Annotated in this window: 2 protein-coding genes; both read left to right on the forward strand. The window is 78.0% G+C overall.

Annotation, left to right across the window (positions count from 1 at the left end; translation table 11 throughout):
- Window positions 1-12,408: an SDR family NAD(P)-dependent oxidoreductase gene (locus ACFCX4_RS00660; protein WP_376137679.1), complete on the forward strand. Its 12,408-nt coding sequence runs from the start codon at window positions 1-3 to the stop codon at window positions 12,406-12,408.
- Window positions 12,405-26,600: an SDR family NAD(P)-dependent oxidoreductase gene (locus ACFCX4_RS00665; protein ID WP_376137680.1), complete on the forward strand. Its 14,196-nt coding sequence runs from the start codon at window positions 12,405-12,407 to the stop codon at window positions 26,598-26,600. The genes ACFCX4_RS00660 and ACFCX4_RS00665 overlap by 4 nt, the downstream gene beginning before the upstream one ends.
- Window positions 26,601-26,603 lie beyond the last annotated feature (3 nt).

A 26,603-nucleotide genomic window follows, 5' to 3' on the forward strand; every position in this document is an offset into this window, starting at 1 on the left:
ATGTCGACCACGGTCGATCCCCGCTTCGAGGCCGATCAGCACCGCCTGGCCGGCCGCCACCTGGTCACCAGCGTCACCGCCCAGGACGAGATCGTGCGCGGCCACCTCGTGCACGGCACGCCCGTCCTGCCCGGCGTCTTCTTTCTCGACCTGGTGCTCCGCCTGCTGCGCCACGTCGGCGTCGACCCGGCCACCGCCGAGCTGCGCCGCTGCCTGTTCATCGCCCCCGTGGTCGCCGCCGGCGACCGCGACCGGCAGCTGCAGATCGCGGTGGACCCGCCGTCCCCGCAGGGCGTCCTGCCGGTGACCGTGCGCAGCCGCCCGATCAGCAACGGCGTCGTCCTCGACGAGGCCTGGGAGACCAACTTCCAGGCCGAGATCCGGCTCTCCGAGCCCGGCCCGGCCGGCCGGGTGGACACCGAACGGCTCAAGCACGAGGCCCAGCAGGTCTGCGACGCCGACGAGTTGTACGCCTTCGCCCGCCAGGTGGACATCCACCACCGGGACTTCATGAAGGTGGACGGCACCGTCTACCGGGGCGAGGGCTACTCGCTCGGCGACGTCGTGCTCGGCCCCGACGCCCAGGAGTACCTGGACCACTTCCACATCCACCCGGTCACCCTGGACTTCTCCACGCTGGTCCCCTTCCTCCAGTTCGAGTCCGGTCAGCGGGACCGGGCGGCCCGGCCGTTCATCCCCATCTACATCGAGTCCTTCCGGGCCTACGGGCACCTCGGCGCGGCGGCGCAGGTGCACGTCCCGCGGGTCGGCCAGCGCGAGCTGGACGCCGAGACGGTCACCGCCGACCTCGACATCTGCCACCCGGACGGCAGCGTGGTCGCCCGGATCACCGGCTTCCGCGCCAAGCGGGTCCGGACCGCGGACCTCATCACCCGGCTCGCCGAGGGCACCGCCGGCGCCGCGCCCAACCCGCCCGCGCCGCGCCCCAATCCGCCGGCGCCGCGCCCGCTGCCGGCCACCGAGCGGCCGGCCCGCGGCCGGCGCGGCCTGGCAGACGCGATCAGCGAGCTGGTCGCCGTCGCCCTGGGCGGCGGGGACACCGCGATCGACCCGGACCGGGGCTTCTACGACCTCGGTCTGGACTCGGTGAACCTGCTGACCATCGCCGTCTCCCTGGAGAAGCTGCTCGGCACCGAGCTCTACCCCACCCTGCTGTTCGAGTACCCGACGGTGAGCAGCCTCGCCGCCCACCTGCACGGCGAGGGCCACCGGCTGGACGCGGCCCCCGAGGAGCAGGGCGGGCCGGACCCGCAGCCGTCCGCGCCGACCGCCGGCCCCGCGGCCCCGGCCGGGACGGCCCGCACCGAGCCCCGCCCCGGGCCCGCCGGACCGTCCGCACCGCCCCTGCCCGCCGGGGAGCGCCAGGACATCGCGATCGTCGGCCTGGCCGGCCGCTATCCCGGCGCGGCCGACGTCGGCGAGTTCTGGAAGGTCCTGCGGGACGGCCGGGACTGCGTCACCGAGGTGCCCGCCGACCGCTGGGACCACGGCCGCTGGTACTCGCCCGGCCGCCACCAGGCCGGCCGCACCCACGGCAAGTGGGGCGGCTTCCTGGACCGCGTCGACGCCTTCGACCCGCTGTTCTTCAACATCTCGCCGCGCCAGGCCGAACTGATGGACCCGCACGAGCGGCTCTTCCTGGAGACCGCCTGGCAGACCGTCGAGGACGCCGGCTACACCCCCGAGGAACTGGGCCGGCTGACCGGCGGCGCGGTCGGCGTGTTCGCCGGCGTGATGTGGAGCGACTACCAGCTGCACGCCCTGGAGGAACTCGCCCGGGAGAACCCGCAGATCGTCGCCTCCACCTTCTCGCTGATCACCAACCGGGTCTCCTACGCCTTCGACTTCCGGGGGCCCAGCGTCTCGCTGGACACCGCCTGCTCCTCCTCGCTCACCACCGTCCACCTGGCCTGCGAGGCGATCCGGCGCGGCGAGTGCCGGGCCGCGCTGGCGGGCGGCGTCAACCTCTCCCTGCACCCGTACAAGTACCTGCGGCTGGCCGACAACAACCTGCTCTCCACCGACGGCCGGTGCCGCGTCTTCGGCGAGGGCGCCGACGGTTACGTGCCCGGTGAGGGCGTCGGCGCCGTCCTGCTGCGCCCGCTGGCCGACGCCGAGGCGGCCGGCGACCACATCCACGGCGTGATCCGCGGCTCGGCCGTCCACCACTCCGGCCGGACCAGCGGCTTCGCGGTGCCCAGCCCGGACGCGCAGGGCCGGGTCGTGCTGGAGGCGCTGCGCCGGGCCGACGTCGACGTCGAGACCATCACCTGCGTGGAGGCGCACGGCGCCGGCACCACGCTGGGCGACCAGATCGAGATCGCCTCGCTCACCAAGGCCTACCGCCGCTTCACCGACCGGCGGGGCTTCGCCGCGATCGGCTCGCTGAAGTCCAACGTGGGCCACCTGGAGGCGGCGGCCGGCATCGCCGCGCTCACCAAGGTGCTGCTCTCGATGCGGCACGGCACCATCGTGCCCACCCTGCACACCGAGCGGCTGAACCGGGAGATCCCGTTCGAGGACAGCCCGTTCCGGGTCGCCCGCGAGCGCCAGGAGTGGCGGCGCGTCACCGACCCGCGCACCGGGGAGACCACCCCGCGCCGGGCCGGCATCAGCGCCTTCGGCTTCGGCGGCGCCAACGTCCACCTCGTGGTCGAGGAGTACCTCGGCGGCGGGCGGGCCGCCCGGCCGTCGGCCGGTCCGCAGGTGGTCCCGCTCTCCGGCCGGACGCCGGAGGCGCTGCGGGCGCAGGCCGGGCGGCTGCGGGACTTCCTCGCCGACCGCCCGGAACTGCCGTTCGACGACCTCGGGTACACGCTGCGGACCGGCCGGCGGGCGATGGAGCACCGGCTGGCGGTCGTCGCCCGGGACGCCGCCGAACTCACCGGGCTGCTCGCCGCGTACGAGGCGGGCCGGGAGGAGCCGGGCCGGCTGTTCACCGGCCGGGCCGGGCGCAGCGGCGGGGACGGCGCACCGCCCGGTGCGGATCCGGCCTCGGCCGCCGCGGCCTGGGTGACCGGTACGGACGCCGGCTGGGCGGCGGAGACCGGGCGGCGGATCCCGCTGCCGACCTACCCGTTCGAGCGCCGGCGGTGCTGGATCCCGTCGACGGCCCCGGCCGCCGGCCCCCTGCCGGCCGCCGCACCGCCGCCGACCACCGGCCCGGCGCCCGTGCCCGTGGGGTCCGTGGTCCCCGAGGAGGCGCCCGCCCGGGTCGGGGCGCCCGCCGGCCTGCTGATCTACGAGCCGCACTGGGCCCCCGCGCCCGCCGCCGGCGGCCGCCGCCCGGACGTCCTGCTGGTGCTGGACGACGACGCCGGGCGGGCCGCCGGGCTGCGATCCGCCGCCCGCCGGGTGATCACGGTCCGCTCCGGCTCCGGCTTCGCCCGCACCGGGACGGACGCGTTCACCGTCGACCCGTCGGCCGGTGCCGACCACCGGGCACTGGTGCGCGAACTCGCCGCCGACGGCGTCCGGCCGGACGCCGTCCTGCTGCTCCCGCCGGCGGGCGCGGACGGCGCGGCCGGCCGCGACCTCGCTTTCGCCGCCGCCCGCGCCTGGCTGACCGCCTGCCAGGGCACCCTGCCGATGGTCTACGCGTACACGGCCGGCGAGGAGGACCCGGCGCACGCCGCCGTCGGCGGTCTGGCCCGCGGGGTCCGCCGGGAGCAGCCCAAGCTGGCGCTGAAGACCGTCCGGCTGGACCCGGCCCTGACGCCGGCCGAGCAGTGCGACACGCTCCTCGCCGAGGCGGCCGCCCACCAGGACATCGAGGTCCGGGCCGGGCGCGGCACCCGCGAGGTGCTCGGCTTCCGCCGGGTCCGCGAGGCGGAGGGTCCCGCCGTGCCGCTCGCCCGGGACGGCGGCACCTACCTGATCACCGGCGGCGCCGGCGGCATCGGCCGACTGGTCGCCCGTCACCTGGCCGGCCGGGCCGCCGTGCGGATCGCGCTGCTCGGCCGCTCGCCGCAGGGCGCCGCGCAGTCGGCGGCGCTCGCCGAGCTGACCGCGCTCGGCGCGCAGGCCCGGTACTACCCGTGCGACGTCGCCGACCGCCGCGCCGTGGCCGGTACGGTGGCCGCCGTCGAACGGGACCTCGGGCCGCTGACCGGAGTGCTGCACGCCGCCGGGGTGGTCGAGGACGGCTTGCTGCTCAACAAGGAGGACACCGCCGTCCGCCGGGTCACCGCCCCGAAGACCGACGGCACCCGCTGGCTCGACGAGGCGACCGCGGCGGCCGGCCTCGACTACTTCGTGCTGTTCTCCTCCACCACCTCGGTGCTCGGCACGGTCGGCACCACCGACTACACGGTCGGCAACCGTTACCTGGACTCCTTCGCCCACCGGCGCGAGGCGCTGCGGGCCCGGGGCGGGCGCGGCGGCCGGACCCGCTCCGTCAACTGGCCGCTCTGGGCCGAGGGCGGCATGCGGATCAACCCGGCGGTCGAGGGCCCGGTGCTGGAGGTCAACGGGCTGGAGCCGCTGGGCACGGCGGACGGGCTGGCCGCGCTGGAGTTCGCCCTGCGGCACCCGGCGGCGCAGCTCGCCGTCTTCCGCGGGGACCGCGAGCGGCTGGAACGGCGGCTGACGCTCCACGGGGAGGCCCCGGCCGGGGCCCGGCCGGCCGCCGTCCCGCCGGTCCCGGTGCCGGCCCCGTTCCCGTCGGCCGCCGCGAGCGAGCCCGCGGTGCCGGTGCCCGGTGTGCCGGCCCCGGCAGCTGCGTCGTCCGCGGTGTCCGCGGCGGACACCGGGGCGCTGCGGGCCGAGCTGACGGCGATCTTCGCCGAGGTGCTGAAGGTGCCCGAGGCCGAACTCGACCCGGACGACGACCTCGCCGACTACGGCGTGGACTCGATCGCCGCCATGCGGGCCCTGGAGGTGATCGAGGAGCGCTACCGCACCTCGGTGGTCCCCTCGGTGGTGGCCCGGCGGCGCACCCTGCGGGCGCTGGCCGAGTACCTGGCGGAGGAACTGCCCGCCCGGCAGCCGGTCGCGGCCGCCGCCGGTGCCGCCCGGCCGCAGGCGGGCAGCGCCCCCCGGGCGACGTCCGCCGACCCGTCCGCAGTTCCGGCTCCCGCCCCGGTCGAGACCCCGGCGGCCGCCCCCGCCCCGGCCGCGTCCGCCGGGCCGTCCGCGCCGTCCGGCCGGATCGCCGTCGTCGCCGCCGCCGTCCGGGTCCCCGGCGCTCCCACCGTCGAGGCGTTCTGGCAGAACCTCGTCCACGGCCTGCACTCGATCTCCGGGACCCCGGCTGAGCGCTGGTCCCCGGACTGGCTGCGCGGCGCCGACCCGGACGTGGTCGAGGCGGCCCGCTGGGGCGGCTTCATCGACGGCATCGACCGCTTCGACGCGGCCTTCTTCGGCATCAGCGAGGAGGACGCCGCCTGGATGGACCCGCAGCAGCGGCTCTGCCTGGAGCTGGCCCAGGAGCTGCTGGACCGGTCCGGCTACCGGCGCCAGGAGCTCGCGGGCGAGCGGGTCGGCGTCTTCCTGGGCGTCGGCGCCAACGACTACGTGCGGCGCAACTCGATCGGCGGCCCGCCGACCACGCCGCAGCTGCTGGTCAGCGCGCTGCCGAACATGGCCGCCACCCAGATCAGCCACGTCTTCGACTTCCGCGGGCCCTCGCTCGCCGTCGACACCGCCTGCTCCTCCTCCCTGGTCGCCGTCCACCAGGCGGTCCGCAGCCTGCTCGCCGGCGAGTGCGACCAGGCCGTCGCCGGCGGCTGCGAGCTGCTCCTCGACCCCTTCGTCTACCTCGGCCTCGGCCGGGCCGGCGTGCTCTCCAAGGACGGCCGCAGCCGGGTCTTCGACCGGGAGGCCACCGGCACGGCCCCCGGCGAGGGCCTCGGCATGGTGCTGCTCAAGACCGAGGAGCAGGCCCTGCGCGACGGCGACCGGATCCTCGCCACCCTGCTGGCCACCGCCGCCAACAACGACGGCCGGACGCTGGGCCTCACCGCGCCCAGCCACGAGGCCCAGACCGAACTGCTGCGCACCGCCATGACCGCGGCCGGCGTCGGCGCCGACACCATCGGCTATCTGGAGGTCAACGGCTCCGCCAGCGGCTTCGGCGACCCGATCGAGATCCACGCGGCGGCCGAGGTCTACCGCAGCCTCGGCGGCGGTACCCAGTACTGCGGCGTCGGCTCGGTGAAGTCCAACCTCGGTGGCCTGCTGCACGCCGGCGGCATCGCCTCGCTGGTGAAGACGGTGCTCGCGGTCCAGCACGGCTACCTGCCGGCCACCCTGCACTGCGACGACCCGCACCCCAGGCTCGGCTTCGACCGCACCCCGTTCTACCCCGTCACCGCCGGCCGTCCCTGGCCGGCGACGGACGGTCCGCGCCGGGCGGCGGTGTCCTCGTTCGGCTTCGGCGGGACCAACTGCCACGTGGTGGTGGAGCAGGCTCCGGCCGGTCACCGGCCGCGCCGGGAGCCGCTCGCGCTGACCGCCTTCGACCGGCGCCGCCGGTGGCTCACCGCCGGTGCCGGGCTGCCCGGCAGCGACCTGCCGCCGACCCTGGACCCCGGCCGCGGCGGCCGGCCGCCGGCCCCGCCGTGGAACGCCGCCGCGCAGGCGCCCGCCCGGCAGTCCGTTCGGCGGCCCGCGGAGCCGGTCGCGGAGCCGGGCACCGTGGCCGCACCGCCCCCGGCGGCGTCGACCGGGGACGTCCTGGAGGCCGTCACCGCGCACCTGGGAGAGCTCGTCCGGGAACGGCTCGGCACGCCCGAGGCCCCCGACCCCGGCGGCTTCCTCGAACTCGGACTGACCTCCGCCGACCTGATGGCGCTCAACGACCGGATCGAGGCCGACCTCGGCCGGCCGGTCCTGCCCACGGTGTTCTTCCGCCACCCCGACGTCGCCCGGCTGGCCGCCCACCTGTGCGCGGAGTACCCGGAGGAGACCGCCGCCCTGGTGGCCGCCGGCCCGACCGCCGAACCGGTGACCGGCCCGGACGCCGGCCCGACCGCCGGCCCGGTCACCGGCCCCGACCCGGCGCCCGCCGGTGCGCTCCCGTCGAACGGCGGGGGCGGCGCGGGCGGCGGGGACATCGCCGTGATCGGCATGGCGGGCCGCTTCCCCGGAGCCCGGAGCACCGCCGAACTCTGGCAGGCCCTGCTCGGCGGCGCGGACCTGGTCGCCGAGGTCCCGGCCGACCGCTGGGACCACCGCGCGGTGTACGACCCGCAGGGCGGCGAGGGCCGCACCGACTGCCCGCGCGGCGGCTTCCTGGCCGACGCCGACCGGTTCGACGCCGCACTCTTCCGGCTGCTCCCGGCCGAGGCCGAGGCGATGGACCCGCAGACCCGGCTGCTGCTGGAGGTGCTGTGGGAGGCCGCCGAGGACGGCGCGGTGGCCGGCTCGCTGCCCGGCTCCGACACCGGGGTCTTCGTCGGCCGCTCCTTCCGCGACTACGAGGAGGAGATGATCCGCCGCGGCCGCCCGGTCGGGGCCTACGAGCCGGTCGGCACCGCGGTCTCGATGTCCGCCAACCGCCCGTCGCACTTCTTCGACCTCACCGGCCCGAGCCTCACCGTCGACACGGCCTGCTCCGGCTCCCTGTACGCCGTGCACCTGGCGGTGGCGGCGCTGCGGCGCGGCGAGTGCCGGACGGCCTTCGCGGCCGGGGCCAACCTGATCCTGACGCCCGGGCACTACGTGCAGCTCTCCGCCATCGGGGCGCTGTCGCCGAGCGGGGCCTGTCACGCCTTCGACGAGCGGGCCGACGGCTACGTGCCCGCCGAGGCGGTGGCCGCGGTGCTGCTCAAGCCGCTGGCCGACGCGCTGCGCGACGGCGACCCGGTGCACGCGGTGATCCGCGGCACCGCGGCCAACCACGGCGGCCGGGCCGGGGCGGTCACCGCGCCGAACCCGGCCCGGCAGACCGAACTGCTGGAGGCCGCCTGGGCGGACGCAGGCGTCCGCCCCGACACCATCGGCTACCTGGAGGCGCACGGCACCGGCACCAGGCTGGGGGACCCGGTCGAGGTCGACGGCCTGAACGCCGCCTTCGGGCGGCACACGGCGGACACCGGCTTCTGCGTCCTCGGGACCGCCAAGGCCCACCTCGGCCACACCGAGGCGGCGGCCGGCATCACCGGCCTGGTCAAGGCGGTGCTGACGGTCCGGCACGGGATCGTCCCCGCGATGCCGGGCTTCGCCGCGGCCAACCCGTACTGCGCCCTCGACGGCGGGGCGCTGCGGATCAACCGCACCACCGAGCAGTGGCGGAGCGCACCGGGCCTGCCCCGCCGGGCGGGCGTCAGCTCCTTCGGCTTCGGCGGTGCCTACGCGCACGCCGTGGTCGAACAGGCGCCGGCGCGGCCGGCCGGTCCGGCCGCGCCCGGCGGACCGCTGGTGTTCCCGTTCTCGGCGGCCGACCCCGCCCGGCTCACCGAGCTGATCGCCCGCCAGCGGGCCTTCCTGGTGGAGTCGGCGGCGCCGCTGGACTCGGTCGCCGCCACCCTCCAGCGCGGCCGGTTCGCCCTGGCCGCCCGCGCGGCGGTGGTCGCGGCCGACCGTGACGCGCTGGTGCGCGGCCTCGACGAACTGCTCGCCGCCGCGCTCACCGGCGACCGGCTGCGGCTGGTCGGCACGGACCCGGCGGCGGACGCGGCGCGGACCGCGCGCGGCTGGGTGGACGGCGCGGAGACGGACTGGTCGGCGCGGCCGGAGTCCTCCGCCGCGCGGCTGGCGCTGCCGACGTACCCGTTCGCCCGCGAGCGCTACTGGCTCACGGCGGAGGCGGCGCCCGCCGTGCCCGCCGTGCCCGCGGTTCCGCCCACCCCGCCCGCGGGCTCGGCCCCGCCCGCGCCTCCGGCCGCCCAGGCCGGACCGCCCGCGCCGTCCGCCGCCGAGCGGGCCGCCGGGGCGCACCTCGCCTCGGGCGGGTACGACGGTCGGCGGGTCGCCGAGGGCCTGCGCCGACTGGGCACGGTCGCCGGGCGGATGCTCGACGCCGACCTGCGGGCCCGCCTCGCCGCCGACCCGCTGGCCCCGGGGGCGATGGCCGGTCTCGGCTCGCACCCCTCCCACACCCGGCTGATCGAGGTGATCCAGGGCGTCCTGCGGCGCAGCCGGGCCGCCGACCCCGGCCCCTTCGCCCCCGGCGAACTGGCCGGCCTGCTCGCCCGTCACCCCGAACTCTCGGCCCACGTAAGGCTGGTGGCGGAGTGCCTGCCCGCACTGCCCGAGGTGCTGGCCGGCCGGGTGGACGCGTTGGAGCTCTACTTCTCCGGCGACAACCCGGACGTGCTGGCCGACATCTACCGGGGCAACGCGATCGCGGACCACTACAACGAGCTGGTGGCCCGCGCCGTCCACGCCTTCGCCGGGGCCCGGCTGGCGGCCGCGCCGGACCGCCCGGTGCGGATCGTCGAGGTCGGCGCCGGCACCGGCGGCACCACGGACCGGGTGCTCCAGCTGCTCGCCGGGCTCGGCCCGGACGCGCGCCGGATCGACTACCGCTACACCGACGTCTCCGCCTCGTTCTTCCGCTCCGCGGAACGGGAGTTCGGCGGGCGCGGCGTGCCGCTGCGCTTCGAGGTGCTCGACCTGGAGGGCGACCCGGCGGCACAGGGCTTCGCCCCCGGCTCCGCGGACCTGGTCCTGGCCGCCAACGTCGTGCACGCCACCCGGCTGGTCTCCCGCAGCGTGGACCGGCTGCGCGCGCTGCTGGCCGACGACGGCCTGCTGGTGCTCAACGAGGTCACCTGCAACCTCGACTACCTGGCCCTGATGTTCGGCATGATCCCCGGCTGGTGGGCGTTCGAGGAGCCCGCCGAGCGGCTGCCGGGCGCGCCGCTGCTGGACGTCCCGCGCTGGCGGACCGTGCTGGCGGGGGCCGGGTTCACCGGGGTGCGGGCGTTCGGCGCGGCCGGCCTGGCCGAGGACGGGCTCGACCAGGCGGTGCTGCTGGCCACCGCGTCCGGCCCGCCGCGCCCGCCCGCGGCGGCGCCCGGGGCACCGCGCGCGGCCGCGGCACCGTCGGCCGGGCCGGTCGCCGGGCCGGTGGCGGCACCGGAGCCCGTGGACCCGGCCCGGTCCGCGACCGACGGCCTCGCCGCCCACCTCGCGGAGGTGTTCGCCGACTTCCTGCGGGTGCCGCTCGACGAGATGGAGGGCGCCGCGACCTTCGACCGCTACGGGCTGGACTCGCTCGCCGCGATCCAGCTGGTGCGCCGGCTGGAGGAGGACTTCGGCCGGCTGCCGAAGGTGCTGCTGTACGAGTGCACGACGCTCGACGCGCTGACCGCGTACCTCGCCGAGCACGCGCCGGACGCCTGCGCCCGGTTCGGCACGCCGCGGCCCTCGCCGGAGCCGGTTCCGGCGCCGGAACCGGTCCCTGCGCCCGCGCCCGCCGAGGCGGCGGCACCCGCGCCCGCACCCCTACCGGCGCCCGCGCCCGTATCCGCACCCCGGCCCGCGCCGGGGCCGGCCGCCGAGGACGACCCGGTCGTGATCGTCGGCCTGGCCGCCCGGCTGCCCGGGTCACCCGACCTGGACGCCCTGTGGCGCAACCTGAGCGAGGGCGTCGACCTGGTCACCGAGATCCCCGCCGAACGCTTCGACTGGCGGACGGTCTACGGCGACCCGGCCCGCACCCCCGGCACCACCAACAGCCGGTGGGGCGCCTTCATCGACGGCGTCGACGAGTTCGACGCGGCCTTCTTCGGCATCTCCCCGGTGGAGGCCGACCTGATGGACCCGCAGCAGCGGCTGTTCCTCCAGGCCGCCTGGTCCGCGGTGGAGGACGCCGGCCACCGTCCGGCCGAGCTGCGCGGCAGCCGCACCGGGGTGTTCGTCGGCGCCACCTCGCACGACTACGACGGCCACCTCACCGCGATCGGCCGCGACCGCGAACCGCACTCCAGCAGCGGCCTGGCGCACTGCATCATCGCCAACCGGGTCTCCTACCTGATGGACCTGCGCGGACCGAGCCAGTCGGTCGACACCGCCTGCTCCAGCTCGCTGTTCGCCCTGCACGCGGCCGTCCGGGCGATCCGCGACGGCGACTGCGACCAGGCCATCGCGGGCGGCGTCCACCTGCTGCTCACCCCGCCGCTGTACGTGGCGCTCGGGCAGACCGGGATGCTCTCGCCGACCGGCCGCTGCCGCACCTTCGACGCGTCCGCCGACGGCTTCGTCCGGGGCGAGGGCGTCGCGGCGGTGCTGCTCAAGCCGCTCAGCCGGGCACTGGCGGACGGCGACACCGTGCACGCGGTCGTCCGGGGCAGCGGCACCGCCCACGGCGGCCACGTGCAGTCGCTGACCGTGCCCAGCCCGGCCGCCCAGGCCGATCTGATCGCGTCCGTCCACCGCCGGGCGGGCGTCGACCCGCGGACGGTGGGCTACATCGAGGCGCACGGCACCGGCACGGTGGTCGGCGATCCGATCGAGGTCCGCGGCCTGCGCCTGGCCTTCGCCGAACTCACCGGCGAGCAGGGTGAGGCGGGGAGCCCCTGGTGCGGTCTCGGGACCGTCAAGTCCAACATGGGCCACCTGGAGGCGGCGGCCGGCATCGCGGGCGTCGTGAAGGTGGTGCTCGCGCTGCGGCACGCGACCCTGCCCGCGAGCCTGCACTACCGGCGGCCCAACCCGCTGCTGGAGCTGGAGGGCAGCCCGTTCGAGGTGGTCGCCGCGACCCGGCCGTGGAGCCGGCTGCGCGACGCCGGGGGCCGGGAGGTGCCGCGCCTGGCCGGGGTCAGCTCGATGGGCTTCGGCGGCGGCAACGCGCACGTCCTGCTGGAGGAGCCGCCGGTCCGGCCCGCCGGGCCGGAGTCCGCCGGGCCCCGGCTGGTGGTGCTCTCCGCCCGGGACGGCGAACGGCTGCGGGCGTCCGCCGTCCGGCTGCTCGACTTCCTGGCGTCACATCGGGTCCGGCTGGACGAGCTGGCGTTCACCCTCCAGGAGGGGCGTGACGCGATGCCGGCCAGGCTGGCCCTGGTCGCGGACGACACCGCGGGGCTGCGCGAGCAGCTGGCCGCCCACCTGGCCGGCCGGCCGGGACGCTGGGTCGCCGGCACGGCGGCCCCGGACGCCCCCCGGCCCTCCGGGGAGGTGCCGGCCGAGCTGCTCGACTGGGGCCGGGCCTGGACGGCCGGTGCCGAACTGCCCTGGGAGCGGCTCCGGACGGGCCGGGAGCGGCCGCGCCGGATCTCCCTGCCCGGCTACCCCTTCGCCCCCGAGCGCCACTGGGCACGGCCCGCCCCCGGCGCCGCCCCGGCCGCCGTCCCCGTCCTCGCCCCGGCCCCCGCGGCCGGGGAGCCGACGGCGGACGAGCCGGCCTGGCAGACCCTGCTGGAGGCCCTGCAGCGCGGCGAGGTGTCGGTCGACGAGGTCGACCGGCTGATGACGACGAACGAGAACGGATCACGCGCATGACCACCGATGCGGCTTCCTACCGCCGGGACGTCCTGGCCCGGGTCGGTTCCGGTGAACTCACCCCGGCCGAGGCGCTGTCGCTCCTGCGGGCGCCCGGGCCGGCCCTGTTCCGCCCGCACTGGGTGCCCGCCCCCGCGGGCCCGGGCACCCCTCCGGCGGGCCCGTTGCTGGTGGCGGCCGGCGACCCCGGCTCGCTCACCGCCCTCCCGCCCGGCGCCGTCCCGGTGCTGCTCGGCCCGGCCGGCGCCGTCCCGGCCGGCGGCGCCCGGATCGCCGACCCCTCCGACACCGCCGCCTGGGCCGCGCTCTGGGCCGCCGGCCGCCGGGCCGGCACCGCGCCGCGCCGTGCGGTGTTCCTGGTCGACACCGACGGGCGGAGCACCGAGCACGCCCTGACCCCGGTCTTCGCGGCCGTCCGGGCGCTGATCGCCGACCGCGGGGCCGGACCGGTGGACCTCGCCTGCGTGGTCGGCGGGCCGGGCTGGGCCGCCGTCGGTGCCGCCCTCGGCGGCTTCTGCCAGATCGCCGGCTTCGAGGACCGCCGGATCCGCGCCGTCGCGGTCGAGGCCCCCGGCGTGCCCGCCGGCCCGGCCGGGGCCCCGGTGGCCGTCCGGCTGGCCCTCGCCGAACTCGGCCAGGACCGGCCCGGCGCCGCCCAGGTCCGCTACGAGGGCGGCACCCGCTGGGTGCGCACCGTGCGTCCCGCCGCCGCGCCGCCCGCCGTCGCCCCGGTCTTCCGGACCGGCGGCAGCTACCTGGTCACCGGCGGTGCGGGCGGCATCGCGCTGCGGCTCGCCGAACTGCTGGCCGAACGGCACGGCGCCCGGTTCGTCCTGCTGGGGCGCTCCGCCGCGAACGACACCCACCGGGCCGCCTGCGAGCGGATCGCCGGCCTCGGCGGCGCGGCCCGCTACCTCAGCGGCGACGTGACCCGGCTCGGGGACGTCCGGGCCGCCGTCGAGCTGGCCGAGCGGGAGTACGGCGCGCTGCACGGCGTCCTGCACTCCGCCGGGATCAACAACGACACCTACATCGTCAACAAGGACCCGCGCGAGGTGCTGCGGGTGACCGCGCCCAAGCTGGCCGGGGCCCGCAACCTCGACCTGGCCACGGCGGACCGGGAGCTGGACTTCCTCGCCCTGTTCTCCTCCACCGCCGCCTACCTCTGCATGGCCGGCCAGAGCGACTACGCGGCCGCCAACCGGGGCCTGGGCGGCTTCGCCGAGGCCCGCGAGGAGGAGGTCCGGGCCGGGCGGCGCAGCGGCCGGACGGTCTCGGTCTGCTGGCCGCTGTGGAGCGGCGGCGGCATGGACCTGGAACAGGGCGACAAGCGCGTCCTGGCCGAACTCCAGGGCATGGTCGCGATGCCGCCCGAGGCGGGGCTCGACGCGCTGGAGGCGGCGGTCCGCGGCGAGGGCGCCGAGTGGCTGGTCGTCCACGGGGACCAGGCGAGGGCCGCCGCGTTCATCGCCTCCCGCACGGCCGTCCGCTCCGGGGCGGCGGCGGACGCGGAGGGGACGGCGGAGGACGGGGCGGCGGAGCGGCCGGCGGCCGGCCCGGGCCTTGGCGCCGACCTGGGCGCCGCCGTCGAGAAGTGGCTGCTGCGCCTGGTCGCGGACACCGTGGGCCTGCCGGCCGACCGGCTCGGCCGGGAACAGGAGTTCTCCACCATCGGGGTCGACTCGATCCTGATCCGCAAGCTCACCGTCGTGCTGGAGGACCGGCTCGGCCCGCAGCCCGTCACGCTGTTCTTCGAGCACCGCAACGTCGCCGAACTCGCCGCCGAGCTGCTGCGCACCCACCGCGGTGCGCTGGCGGGCCTGCTCGGCGCCGGGACCGCCGCGGTGCCCGCCGCCCCCGTCGCAGCGGCTCCGGCTCCCGCGGTGCCCGCCGCCGCGGAGCCCGCCCCGCAGCCCCCCGCGGGGGAGCCGATCGCGATCATCGGCCTGGCCGGCCGCTATCCCGGCGGCGAGGATCTCGACGAGTTCTGGCGTTCCCTCGTCGAGGGCCGGGACTGCGTCGGCCGGATCCCCGACGACCGCTGGGACAACTCCGGCTACTTCGCCCCCGGCCCGCGCCGGCCCGGCATGGCCTACGGCGACGAGGGCGGCTTCCTGCGCGACGTCGCCCGGTTCGACGCCGGCTACTTCAACGTCTCGCCCCGCGAGGCCGAGCGCAGCGACCCCAAGGAACGCCTCTTCCTGGAGGTCGCGGCCGGCGCGCTGCAGGACGCCGGCTACTCGCGGCGGCTGCTCCGGCACCGCACCCGCGACGAGCGCGGCCGGCACGCGATCGGCGTCTTCGTCGGCGTCACCGGCTCCTCCTACGGGCTGCTCGGCGCGGAGGAGTGGGGCCGCGGCAACCGGGTGATCGCCCCGGCGATGGACTTCTCGGCCGCCAACCGGGTCTCCTACTGGCTGGACGCGCACGGCCCCAGCATGGTCGTCGACACGGCCTGCTCCGCCTCGCTGACCGCCCTGCACCTGGCCTGCGCGAGCCTGCGCTCCGGGGAGAGCCGGATCGCCGTGGCCGGCGGTGTCTGCATCAACGTCCACGCCAGCAAGTGGGTGGTGCTCTCCGAGCTGCGGATGCTCGCCCCGGGCGGGCGCTGCCGCGCCTTCGGGGCGGGCGGGGACGGCTTCGTGCCCGGCGAGGGCGTCGGCGCGGTCGTGCTCAAGCCGCTGTCGGCGGCGATCGCCGACGGCGACCCGGTCCGCGGCGTCCTCCGCGCCACCGCGGTCAACCACGGCGGCCGGACCAACGGTTACACCGTGCCCAGCCCGCAGGCCCAGGGCTGGGTGGTCGCGGACGCGCTGCGCGCCGCGGGCGTCGACGCCCGCGACGTCGGCTACGTGGAGGCGCACGGCACCGGCACCGCGCTCGGCGACCCGATCGAGGTCGAGGGGCTGCGCCGGGCGTTCGCCGAGTACACCGACGACACCGGCTTCTGCGCCCTCGGCTCGGTGAAGTCCAACATCGGGCACACCGAGTCGGCGGCCGGGATCGCCGGCCTCACCAAGATCCTGCTCCAGCTGGAGCACGGGACGATCGTGCCCACCCTGCACAGCGCCGAGGAGAACCACGCGCTCGGCCTCGCCCGCACGCCGTTCACCCTGCCGCGCACCGCCCGCCCGTGGCCCGCCCGCGGCGGCGCGCCGCGGCTGGCGGCGCTGAGCTCGTTCGGCGCGGGCGGCTCCAACGCGCACGTGATCGTCGAGGAGTACCGGCCGCCCGTCCCGGCCCCCGCCGGGCCCGTGCCGGGCCGTCCGGAGCTGATCGTGCTCTCCGGCCGCGGGGAGGAGCAGCTGCGCGCCGTCGCGGGCCGCCTGGCCGAACGCCTGGAGCGGCCCGGCGCGGCGGAGCTGCCGCTGGACGCCGTCGCCGCCACCCTCCGGCTGGGCCGCGACCAGCTGGACACCCGCCTCGCCCTGACCGTCCGTTCGACCGCCGAGATCGCCCCCGCCCTGCGGGCCCACCTGGCCGGCCGGGACGTCCCGGGGCTGCTGACCGGGCGGGCCGGAGCCGCCGGACCGCCCGAGGAGGACCCGGCGAGGCTGCTCGGCCTCGTCGAACGGAACGACCCCGCCGAGCTGGCCCGCGCCTTCACCGCCGGGGCCGAACTGCCGTGGGAGCGCGTCGCCCCCGCGGGCGCGCGGCGGACCGCCCTGCCGACCTACCCCTTCGCGGGCGGCCGGCACTGGCTGCGGACCACCGCCCCCGGCCCCGTCGGGGCCGCCGCCGAGCCGGGCCCGCCGCCCGGCCCGCCGCTCGGCGCGGCGGCGGCCGGTCCGGCGGAGCCCGGGGAGACCGTGACCGTCCTCCGCCTGGACCCGGCGGACCCGCTGGTCGCCGACCACCTGGTCGGCGGGCGCCGGCTCGCCGCCGGGGTGCTCCAGCTGGAGCTGGCCCGCGCCGCCGCCTCCGCCCACCGCCCGGTCGCCCTGGCCGGCGTCCGCTGGCGGACGCCGCTGGTGGTCGGCCCGGACGGGACCGAGGTCCGGGTCACCCTGCGCCGCGCCGGCGGCACCGGCCCCGCCGGAGCCGGGTTCGGCTACGAACTGAGCACCGGCGACGGCACCGCCCGCACCGTGCACAGCACCGGCACCGTGCTGACCGGCGGCCAGGACAACCCGGACGGCCGGCTCGACCTCGACGCGCTGCGCGCCCGCTGCCCCGGGACCGTCCCCGGGGCGGAGCTGTACCGCCGGGCGGCCGCCGCCGGCCTCGCCTACGGCCCCGCCTACCGCCGGGTCGCCGCCCTGCGGCTCGGGACGGGCGAGGCGCTGGCCGAGCTCACCCCGGCCGACCCGGCCCCGGCCGGCGCCGCGACCGCCCCCGGGCACCTCCCGGCGGGCCTGGTCGACAGCGCCCTGCACGCCGTCCAGGGCGTCCTGCCGTCCGGCCTGGCCGCCCGCACCCCGCTGCCGGCCGCCGTCGGCGCCGTCCGGCTGCTCGGCGACCCGGCCACCGCCCGGTACGCCCACGCCGAACTGCTGCACGCCGAGGCCACCACCGCCCGCTGCCGGATCACCGTCACCGACGAGCACGGCCGGCCCGTGCTCGTCCTGGACGACTTCACCGTGGCCGGGCAGGCGGCCCCGGACCGGGTCCGCTACCTGCGGACGCACTGGTCCGTCGCCGGACCCCGCCCCGCGACGGAGCCCGGCGACGCCGACCGCGGTCGCGCCCTGGTCCTCACCACCCCCCACGACCGGGGGCTCGGCGCCCGGATCGCCGCGCGCCGCCCCGGCGCGCTGCTCGTCGACCTGACCCGCCTCGACCCCGCCGCCGACCTGCCCCGGCTGCTCGCCGAGACCGGCCCCGCGCCGGACGTCTACTTCCTCGGCGGCGTCGACACCACCCGCTACAGCCACGAGGACCTCGACCAGCTGGCGCGCAGCCAGGACCACGGCGCCGTCGCGCTGTTCCACCTCGCCCGCGCGCTGCTCGCGGCCCGCCCCCGGGACGCCCGGCTCGCCGTCGTCACCGGCGGCGTCCAGCAGCCCGACCCGGCGTCGGCGGCGGAGAACCCCTTCGCCGCCTCGCTGATCGGGCTGACCCGCTCGCTGGCCCGGGAGTGCGGCTTCCTCCGGGTCGGGCTGCTCGACCTCGACCCCGGCGAACTGGCAGCCCCCACCGAGCCGTTGCTGGCCGCCGTGGAGGCCGCCGCGGCCGCGGGCCCGGTGGCCGAGTACGCGCTTCGCGGCGGCGTGCTGCTGGAGCGCCGCCTGACCGGGGCGGAACTCCCGCCCACCGACGAGTCCGCCCTGCCGCTGCGCCGGGGCGGCCGCTACCTGGTGCTCGGCGGGGCCGGCGGCCTCGGGAGCGTGATCGCCCGCCACCTCGCCGAGGCCTGTGCCGCCCGGCTGGTGCTGGTCGGCCGCCGGCCCGCCCACGACCTGCCGGCCGGCTTCCTCGACGGCCTCCGGTCGGCCGGCGCCGAGGTGGTCTACGAGTCCGCCGACCTCACCCACCCCGAGCGGATGCGCGAGGTGGTCAAGGCCGCCCGGGAACGCTTCGACGGGCTCGACGGCGTCGTCCACTCCGCCTTCGTGCTGGCCGACCGGACGCTGGAACGGATGGACGAGGAGACCTTCCGCGCCGCGCTCGACCCCAAGGTGCGCGGCACCGTGGTGCTGGAGCAGGTCCTGGCCGACCAGGACCTCGACTTCGTCGCCCTGTTCTCCTCCGCCATCTCCCACACCGCCAACGCCGGCCAGGCCAACTACGCGGCCGGCTCCACCTTCCAGGACGCCTTCGGCCGCCACCTCGCCACCCGGCTGGGCCGCAACGTGCGGGTCTACAACTGGGGCTTCTGGGGCGAGAGCGGCTCGGTCGCCACCGCGGAGTACCGGGCCCGGATCAGCCGCACCGGCGTCGAACCGATGACCGACGAGGAGGGCCTGGCCGCCTTCCGCCGGGTGCTCGCCGCCCCCGTCGTCCAGGTGGCGCCGATCCGGCTCGCCGACCCGGCACCCGCGGCCGGACGGCTGCTCCCCGCCGGCGGTCCCGCCCTGCTCGGGGCCGCCGCCGGCGGCGCCGCCGAGGCCCTGGGCGACGCCGCGACCGCCGCCGCCCTGCCCGGCCGGGACTACTTCGACCGGATCGAACGGCTCGCCCGGGAGTGGATCCTGGCCGCGCTGCGCGGCCCGGCCGGCCTGCGGACCGGCGAACGCGTCACCGAGGCCGCGCTCGCCGAACGCCTCGGGACCGTACCGGCACAGCGCCGGCTGCTGGCCGCCGTGCTCACCGCGCTGCGCGACGGCGGGCAGCTCGGCGCCGACGGCGAGGTGGGCGCCGGAACGCCCGACCCCGGGGCGCTGCGCGACGCCCTCGCCGCCGACCACCCGCACGGCGCGGGCGCCCTGGAGCTGATCGCCGACTGCGCGGCGGCCCTGCCCGACGTGCTGGCCGGCCGGCGCAGCGGTCTCGAACTGCTCTTCCCCGGCGGCTCCGACCGGCGGCTCGCCCCGCTCTACGCCGACGACCCGCGCTCGGCGTACTTCAACGCGGGCTGCGCGGGCGCCGTCCGGGCCGCCGTCGCCCGGGCCCTGGAGGGACGGCCGGGTGCGACGGTCTCGGTCCTGGAGATCGGGGCGGGGACCGGCGGCACCAGCCGTCCGGTGCTGGAGGCCCTGGCGCCGTACGGGGACCGGGTGGTGTACGACTTCACCGACCTCGCCACCGGTCTGGTCCGCCGCGCCGGGCAGCGCTTCGGCCCGGACCACCCCTGCGCCCGGTTCCGGGTGCTCGACGTCTCCGCCGACCCGGAGCCGCAGGGCTTCCCGGCCGGCGGCTGGGACGTGGTGCTCGCCGCCAACGTCCTGCACGCCACCCCCGACCTGCGCCGCACCCTGGCGAACGCCCGCCGGCTGCTCCGGCCGGGCGGCGTCCTGGTGCTCAACGAGGCCACCCGGGTGCTGGACTCGGTGACCGTGGTGTTCGGGCTGACGGACGGCTGGTGGCTCTACCGGGACGGTGAACTGCGGCTTCCGCACTCGCCGTTGCTGGGTGCCGCCACCTGGCGGGCGGTGCTCGCCGGGTCCGGCTTCCGGGACGTCCGGGCGCTCGGGGTGCCGGGCGCGGCGGACGGCGAGTCGGGGCAGCACCTGCTGGTCGCCGAGCGCGACGGGTGGGACGACGAGCCGGCGCCCGTGCCCGCGGCCCCGGTCGCGCCGGTGCCCGCCGCCTGGCCCGCGGCCCTGCCCGGGGCGCGGCCGGCGGAGGAGCCGGTCGCGCCGGCGCCGGGCGGCGCCGGCGCCCGGACGCGGGCGGTGGGGTGGCTGACCGCGGTGTTCGCGGACGTCCTGCGGATCGCGCCGGACGAACTGGACCCGGCCGCGCCGCTGGAGACGTACGGCGCGGACTCGCTGATCACCATGGAGGTCGCCGACCGGATCGAGCGCGAGCTGGGCACCGTGACCGGCCGCTCGCCGTTCGTCGGCGGCACCATCGGCAGCGTCGCGGACCTGCTGGCCGGCAGCTTCGCGCAGGACGGGCCGCTGCCGTCCGGCCCCGCGGCGGCGGCGGCGGTGGCACCGGCTCCGGCTCCGCTTGCGGCATCGGCATCGGCATCGGCACCGGAGCCGGTAGCGATGCCGCTCGTGGAGCCCGCTCCGCCCGCCGGGCCCGCACCGTCCGTGGAGCCCGTCCGGCCCGCCGAGGTGCGCGCGCCCGCCCGGCCGGCGGCCGGGGCGAGCCGCCCGGCGCCCATCGCCGTCGTCGGCCTGGCCGGCCGCTACCCGGGCGCCGACACCCCGGACGCGTTCTGGGAGAACCTGCGCGCCGGGCGCCGGTCGATCACCGAGGTGCCGGCCGAGCGCTGGTCCGCGGCCGAGCACCACGACCCGGCCGGCCGCAGCCCGCACCGCTGGGGCGGCTTCCTGGACGGCGTCGACCGCTTCGACCCGCTGCTGTTCCGGATCTCGCCGCGCGAGGCGGAGCGGATGGACCCGCAGGAGCGGCTGTTCCTGCGGTGCGTCCTGGAGGCTCTGGAGGACTCCGGCAGCACCGCCGAGCACCTCGCGGCGCGGACCGGCGGACCGGTCGGCGTCTTCGTCGGGGTCTCCGGCACGCCCTACCAGCAACTGGTGCTGGAACGCTGGGGCCGCGGCCGGGAGGAGGCCCCGCCGCCCGGCGCCTGGTCGGTGGCCAACCGGGTCTCGCACGTGTTCGGACTGCGCGGACCGAGCCTGGCCGTCGACACGGTCTGCTCGTCCTCGCTCACCGCGCTGCACCTCGCCTGCGAGTCCCTGCGCGGCGGCGAGTGCGGGGCGGCCGTCGTGGGCGGGGTCAGCCTGATGCTGCACCCCTCGCACCACCTCGCGCTGGCGGCGGCCACCATGCTCTCCTCCGACGGCCGCAGCAGGGCCTTCTCGGCCTCCGGCGACGGCTTCGTCACGGGTGAGGGCGTCGGGGCCGTGGTGCTCAAGCCGCTCGACGCCGCGCTGCGCGACGGCGACCGGGTGCACGGCGTGATCGCCGCGTCCGGGATCAACACCAACGGACCGGCCGGTGCCTACGCCACGCCGGACCGGCGGGCCCAGGCGGAACTGGTGCGCACGGTCCTGGACCGGGCGGGCCTGCGGCCGGGGGACATCGGGTACGTGGAGGCCGCCGCGGCCGGCTCGTCACTGGCCGACCCGCTGGAGGCCCGGGCCCTGGCCGACGCCTACGGGCCGGGCCGCGTGCCCGGCCCACCGGACCCGTCCGGCCCGTCCGGCCCGTCCGAATCGGCCGGGGTACGGCGGATCGGCTCGCTCAAGCCCAACATCGGCCACCTGGAGGCGGCCTCCGGCATGGCGCAGCTCACCAAGGTGCTGCTCCAGCTGCGGCACGGGCGGTTCGCCCCCACCCTGGACGTCGAACCGCTCCACCCGGCGGTCGCCGCCGCCGGGCTCGACCCGGTGCGGGAGGAGGCGCCGTGGCCGGCCCCGGCGGGCGGCGGGCCGCGCCGGGCGGCGGTCAGCGCCTTCGGCGCGGGCGGTGCCAACGCCCATGTGATCGTCGAGGAGGCACCGGAGGTCCGGCCGCGCCGCCCCGCGCCGCGGCAGCCGCAGATCGTGGTGCTATCGGCCCGCCGGGAGGACCAGCTGCGCACCGCCGCCGTCCGGCTGCGCGACCTGCTGGCCGGCCCGGGCAGCGGCCTCGCGCTGCCCGACGTCGCCCGCACCCTGCAGCTCGGGCGCGCCGAACTGCCCTGCCGCCTGGCCTTCGTGGCCGGTTCCACGGCGGAGGCCGCGGCAGCCCTGGCCGGCCACCTGGAGGGCGGGGACGGCGGTCCGCCGGTGCACACGGGCCGGGCCGGCCGGACCGCGCCGGACCCCCACCCCGCCGACGACCCCGCGGGCATCGCCGCGGCCTGGACCTCAGGAGCACGTGTGGACTGGACCGAGCAGGATCGCGACCAGGAACGCCGGGTCGTGACACTGCCGCAGCACCCCTTCGCGGAGGAGCGGTTCTGGCTGCCGGAGGCGCCGGAGACCGTCGCCCCGGCCGTGACCGCCGCCCCGGTACTGCCCGCCGTCGTGGCCGCCTTCGCGCCCGCCGCGCCGGACGCCGCGCCGGACGCCGCCCGTCCCGGCTGGGAGCGGGTGCGGACCGCGGTGACCACCGGGATCGGCGCCGTGCTGGGCGTGCGCGCCGCCGACCTCGACCTCGACGACCACCTGAGCGACTACGGCTTCGACTCGGTGAGCGTCCTGACCCTGGCCGCCCGCCTGGAGAGCGACCTCGGGATCCCGGTCAGCCCGACGGCGCTCTACGCCGCGCCGGACCTCGCCGGTCTGGTCGGCCTGCTCGCCGAGGGCCTGCCGGCCGCACCCGGCACCGGAGCGGCGGTCCGGGCCGCCCCGGCGGCTCCGGTCGCGTCGGCCGTGCCCGCGCCGGCCGGAGCCGTCGCCGAACCGCGTCCGCTCCCCGTCCCGCTCCCGGCCGCCGCCGCGATCCCCGGCCCGGCCCCGGCCGGGGCGCCCGGCGGGCCGGAGCCGGTCGCGATCGTCGGCATGGCGGGCGCCTTCCCCGGCAGCCCGGACCTGGAGGCCTTCTGGGCCAACCTGATCGCCGGCCGCGACCTGATCGGCGCCGCCCCGGACGGCCGTCCCGCCACCGGCAGGCCCGGCTCCACGGCCGGCTACCTCGACGGCATCGACCGCTTCGACCCCGAGTTCTTCCGGATCTCGCCCCGCGAGGCCCGGCTGATGGACCCGCAGCACCGGCTCTTCCTCCAGGCTGCCTGGCAGGCGGTCGAGGACGCCGGGCACGACCCGCACTCGCTCGCCGGCAGCGACACCGGCGTCTTCGTCGGCGTCGCCTCCTCCGAGTACTCGCAGCTGCTGCTGTCCCGGGGGGTGCCGGTCGACGGGCAGATGGCCACCGGCAACGAGCACAGCGTCCTGGTCAACCGGATCTCCTTCCTGCTCGACCTGCACGGTCCCAGCGAGCCCGTCGACACCGCCTGCTCCAGCAGCCTGGTGGCCCTCCACCGCGCGGTCCGGGCGATCCAGGACGGCGACTGCCCGGCCGCGATCGCCGGCGGCGTCAACATCATCCTCAACGCCAACGGCTTCGAGGCCTTCGGCACCTCCGGCATGCTGGCCGCCGACAGCCGCTGCAAGAGCTTCGACCACCGCGCCGACGGCTACGTGCGCGGCGAGGGCGTCGGCGCGCTCTTCCTCAAGCCGCTCTCCCGGGCGGAGGCGGACGGCGACCCGGTGCACGCGGTGATCCTCGGCAGCGCCGTCAACCACGGCGGCCGGGCCACCTCGCTCACCGCCCCCAACCCGGCCGCGCAGGCCGCCGTGATCGGCCGGGCACTGGGCCGGGCCGGCGTCGGCGCCGACACCATCGGCTACGTGGAGGCCCACGGCACCGGCACCTCGCTCGGCGACCCGATCGAGGTCGAGGGCCTGACCCTGGCCTTCCGGCGGGCCGGCTGGTCCGGCAGCGGGCGGCACACCGGGCTCGGCACCGTGAAGACCAACGTCGGGCACCTGGAGACCGCCGCCGGCATCGCGGGCGTGGTCAAGACGGTGCTGGCGATGCGGCACCGGATGCTGCCGCCGCTGCTCCACCTGGAGCGGCCGAACCCGTTGCTCACGCTGGACCGCAGCCCCTTCCACCTGGTCGACTCGGCCCGGCCCTGGGACCGCCTGGCCACCGCCGGGGGCGAGCTGCCGCGTCGGGCCGGGGTCAGTTCCTTCGGCTTCGGCGGGGCCAACGCCCACGTCGTGCTGGAGGAGTACGTCCCCCGGCCTTCCGGCCCGGCGGTCGGCGGTCCGCGGCTGGTGGTGCTCAGCGCCACCGACCGGGAACGGCTGACCGCCTGTGCGGCCCGGCTGCTGGCCCACGTCGAGCGGGACCGCGCACGCGGCGGCGGGCTCGACACCAGGTTCGCCGACCTGGCCCACACCCTGCAGACCGGGCGGCCCGAACTGCCGCACCGGCTGGCGGTGGTGGCGCAGGACACGGCGGAGCTGGCCGAGGCCCTGCGGGCCGTGCTGGACGGCACGGCGGGGGAGACGGTCGCACTCGGCCGGGTGGCGGAACCCTCCGACGGCGAGCAGTTCGACGAGCCCGACCCGGCCCGGCTGCTGACGGGCGACCCGGCCGACGCGGTCGCCGGGCTGCGCCGGCTCGGCGCGCGCTGGGTGCGGGGGGCCAGGGTGGCCTGGTCGGGCCTGTACGCCGGCGGCCCCCGGCCGGGCCGGCTGCACCTGCCCACCTATCCGTTCGCGCAGGGGAGTTACTGGCTCGCCGAGGAGTCGGGGGCGGTCCCGGCCGCCGCCCCGGCGGCCGTGCCGTCCGTGCGGCCGGCGACGGCGGAGCCGGTCCGGCCGGCACCGCCGGCCCCGGTCACGCCGGTGGTCGTGCCCGCCCCGGCCCCGGCTCCCGTGCCGACCCCTGCCGCAGCCCCGGTTCCCGCTCCCGCCCCGGCGCCGGTCGCCGCCGTGGCTCCGGTTCCGGCGCCCGCACCTGCACCCGTGCCCGTGCCCGTGCCCGCCCCCGTCGCCGTCGCCGTCGCCGTCGAGGAACCGGCCCCGCGTCCGGCCGCAGGGCCGGTGGAGGAGTTGCGGGCCGTGATCGCCGAGGGCGTCGGCATCCCCGCCGACGACCTCGACGTGGACCGGGACTTCGCCGGCTACGGCATCGACTCGCTCGCCGCGCTGCGCATCATGCAGCGGGTGCAGGCCCGGTTCGGCGAGGGCGTCCCGATGGCGGCCATCTTCGAGCACGCGACCGTCCGGCGGCTGGCGGCGCACCTGGCCGACCTGGCCGGTCCCACCGAGTCCCCCGTCCCCGGCCCGGCCCCCGCCCCCCTTCCCGACCCCGTCGTCGAGGCCCCCGCCCCCGCCCCCGCCGTCCCCAGGATCTTCGACCTGCTGCCCGCCGAGGAGCCCGGCGCCGCACCGGTGTTCGCACTGTTCGGCGCGACCGGCGAACTGAGCTGGCTGGTCCACCTCGCCGAGGGCCTGGCGGGGGAGGGCGCCGTCCTCGGCGTCCAGGCGCCCGGTTTCGCCGAGCCCGGCCGCGCCCCCGGGAACCCGTCGATCGCCGGACTCGCCCACGAGTGCGCCGGGGCGGTCCTGGAGCGGCACCCGGCCGGGCCGTTCCGGCTGGCCGGTCACGGGGCGGGGGCGCTGGTCGCCCTGGAGACCGCCCGCGAGCTCGCCGAGCGGGGGCACGAGGTCGAGCAGCTGACGCTGGTGGCCCCCGCACTGCCCGGCGCGGCGGCCCCCGAGGGCGCGGCGGCCCACGTCCGCGCCTGCACCGGGCTGTTCGGCGAGGTGTGGGGTGCGCGCGAGCCCCTGGCCGGTCTGCTGCCGGCGGGCGCCTCCGCCGCGGCCACGGCGGAGGCGGCGGCCCGGCTGCTCACCGGACACGCCGCACCGCCGTTCCCGGCGGAGCGGCTGGCCGGCTGGCTGGAGACGTCCGCCGCCTGGCACGGCGCGCTCGCCGAGGCGGTCGCCGGGTACGCGCCCCGGCCCTTCACCCCGGCCGTCCGCGTCGTCGTCCTGACCCCGGCCGAATCCCCGGCCGACGCCCCGGCCGCCGGGTGGCAGCGGGTGATCGTCCCGCCGCCGCACCTGGCCGGACTGCCCGCCGGTCTGCGGCTGCTGGGGGACCCGCTGGCCGCCGAGCAACTCCGCAGGGCGGTCGCGGGCGTGGACCCGGCGGCGACCGAACAGCCCGCCACCCCCGAGTCGGCCACTCCCGAGTCCACCGGCGCCACCGCCGCCCGGCCCGCGACACCGCCCGCCGTCCCCGAACCGGCGGCAGTCGACCCGGCCACCGGCAAGGAGGGCGCCTTCCTCGTCCCGGTGAACGGCGCCGGCGCCCGCCCGGCCACCTTCTGGACGCACCACCTGTTCGGCGACGTCAGCTACTGCGTCTACCTCTCCCGCCACCTGGGAGCCGACTACCCGGTCTTCGCCCTCGAACAGGTCGACTACGAGCTGGACTTCCGCCGTTTCGACGACATCCGCCAGATGTCGGCCACCTATCTCGCCGCGCTGCGCCGGCGCCGGCCGAACGGCCCCTACCGGATCGGCGGCTGCTCGTTCGGCGGCGTGGTCGCGTACGAGATGGCGCGTCAGCTGCTGGCGGCGGGGGAGACGGTCTCGCACCTCTACCTGGTCGACCCGCTGATGCCCGGCACCGGCGCCTGGAACGGCGTGGACGCCAGCGGCATCACCGAGGGCGAGGGGGAGAACCTGGCCCTGATGCTGATCGGCAACTCGGCCTGCCAGCTCTGGCGGGTCGACGAGCAGATCGCCGTCGAGAAGCTGCGCGGCCTCGGCCTGGACGAGCAGTTCGACGCGATGGCGGCACACATCGTCGCCAACTCGCCGGCCACCCTCGCCACCGAGCACGTGCTGAAGCTGATGCGCAGCAAGTGGGACGTGCTCCAGCTCAACGGCGAACTGCTGGACGGCTACACGGCGGAGCCGCTGGCGAGCGCGGTCGACACCACCGTCTTCCACGCGGCGAAGGGCTTCTCCGCGCCCGGCAACCCGTTCGGCATGCCGGTCATCCCGCGCACCGACGGCGACACCGGCAACGGCCTGGCCGAGCTGGTGGGCCGGGAGAACCTGACCGTCCACGTGCTGGACGCCGACCACTTCACCATCGTGCTGGAGGAGAACCTCCGGCGCATCGCCGGGCTGCTGCGGCCCTCGCTGGACCGGGAGTGAGAC

Source organism: Kitasatospora sp. NPDC056327 (assembly GCF_042261735.1).
In the GTDB taxonomy this organism is placed as follows: domain Bacteria; phylum Actinomycetota; class Actinomycetes; order Streptomycetales; family Streptomycetaceae; genus Kitasatospora.

What these genes read in the sequence shown, in the direction of transcription:
- ACFCX4_RS00660 (WP_376137679.1), top strand. Translation starts at nt 1, where the DNA reads ATGTCGACCACGGTCGATCCCCGCTTCGAGGCCGATCAGCACCGCCTG.
- ACFCX4_RS00665 (WP_376137680.1), top strand. Translation starts at nt 12,405, where the DNA reads ATGACCACCGATGCGGCTTCCTACCGCCGGGACGTCCTGGCCCGGGTC.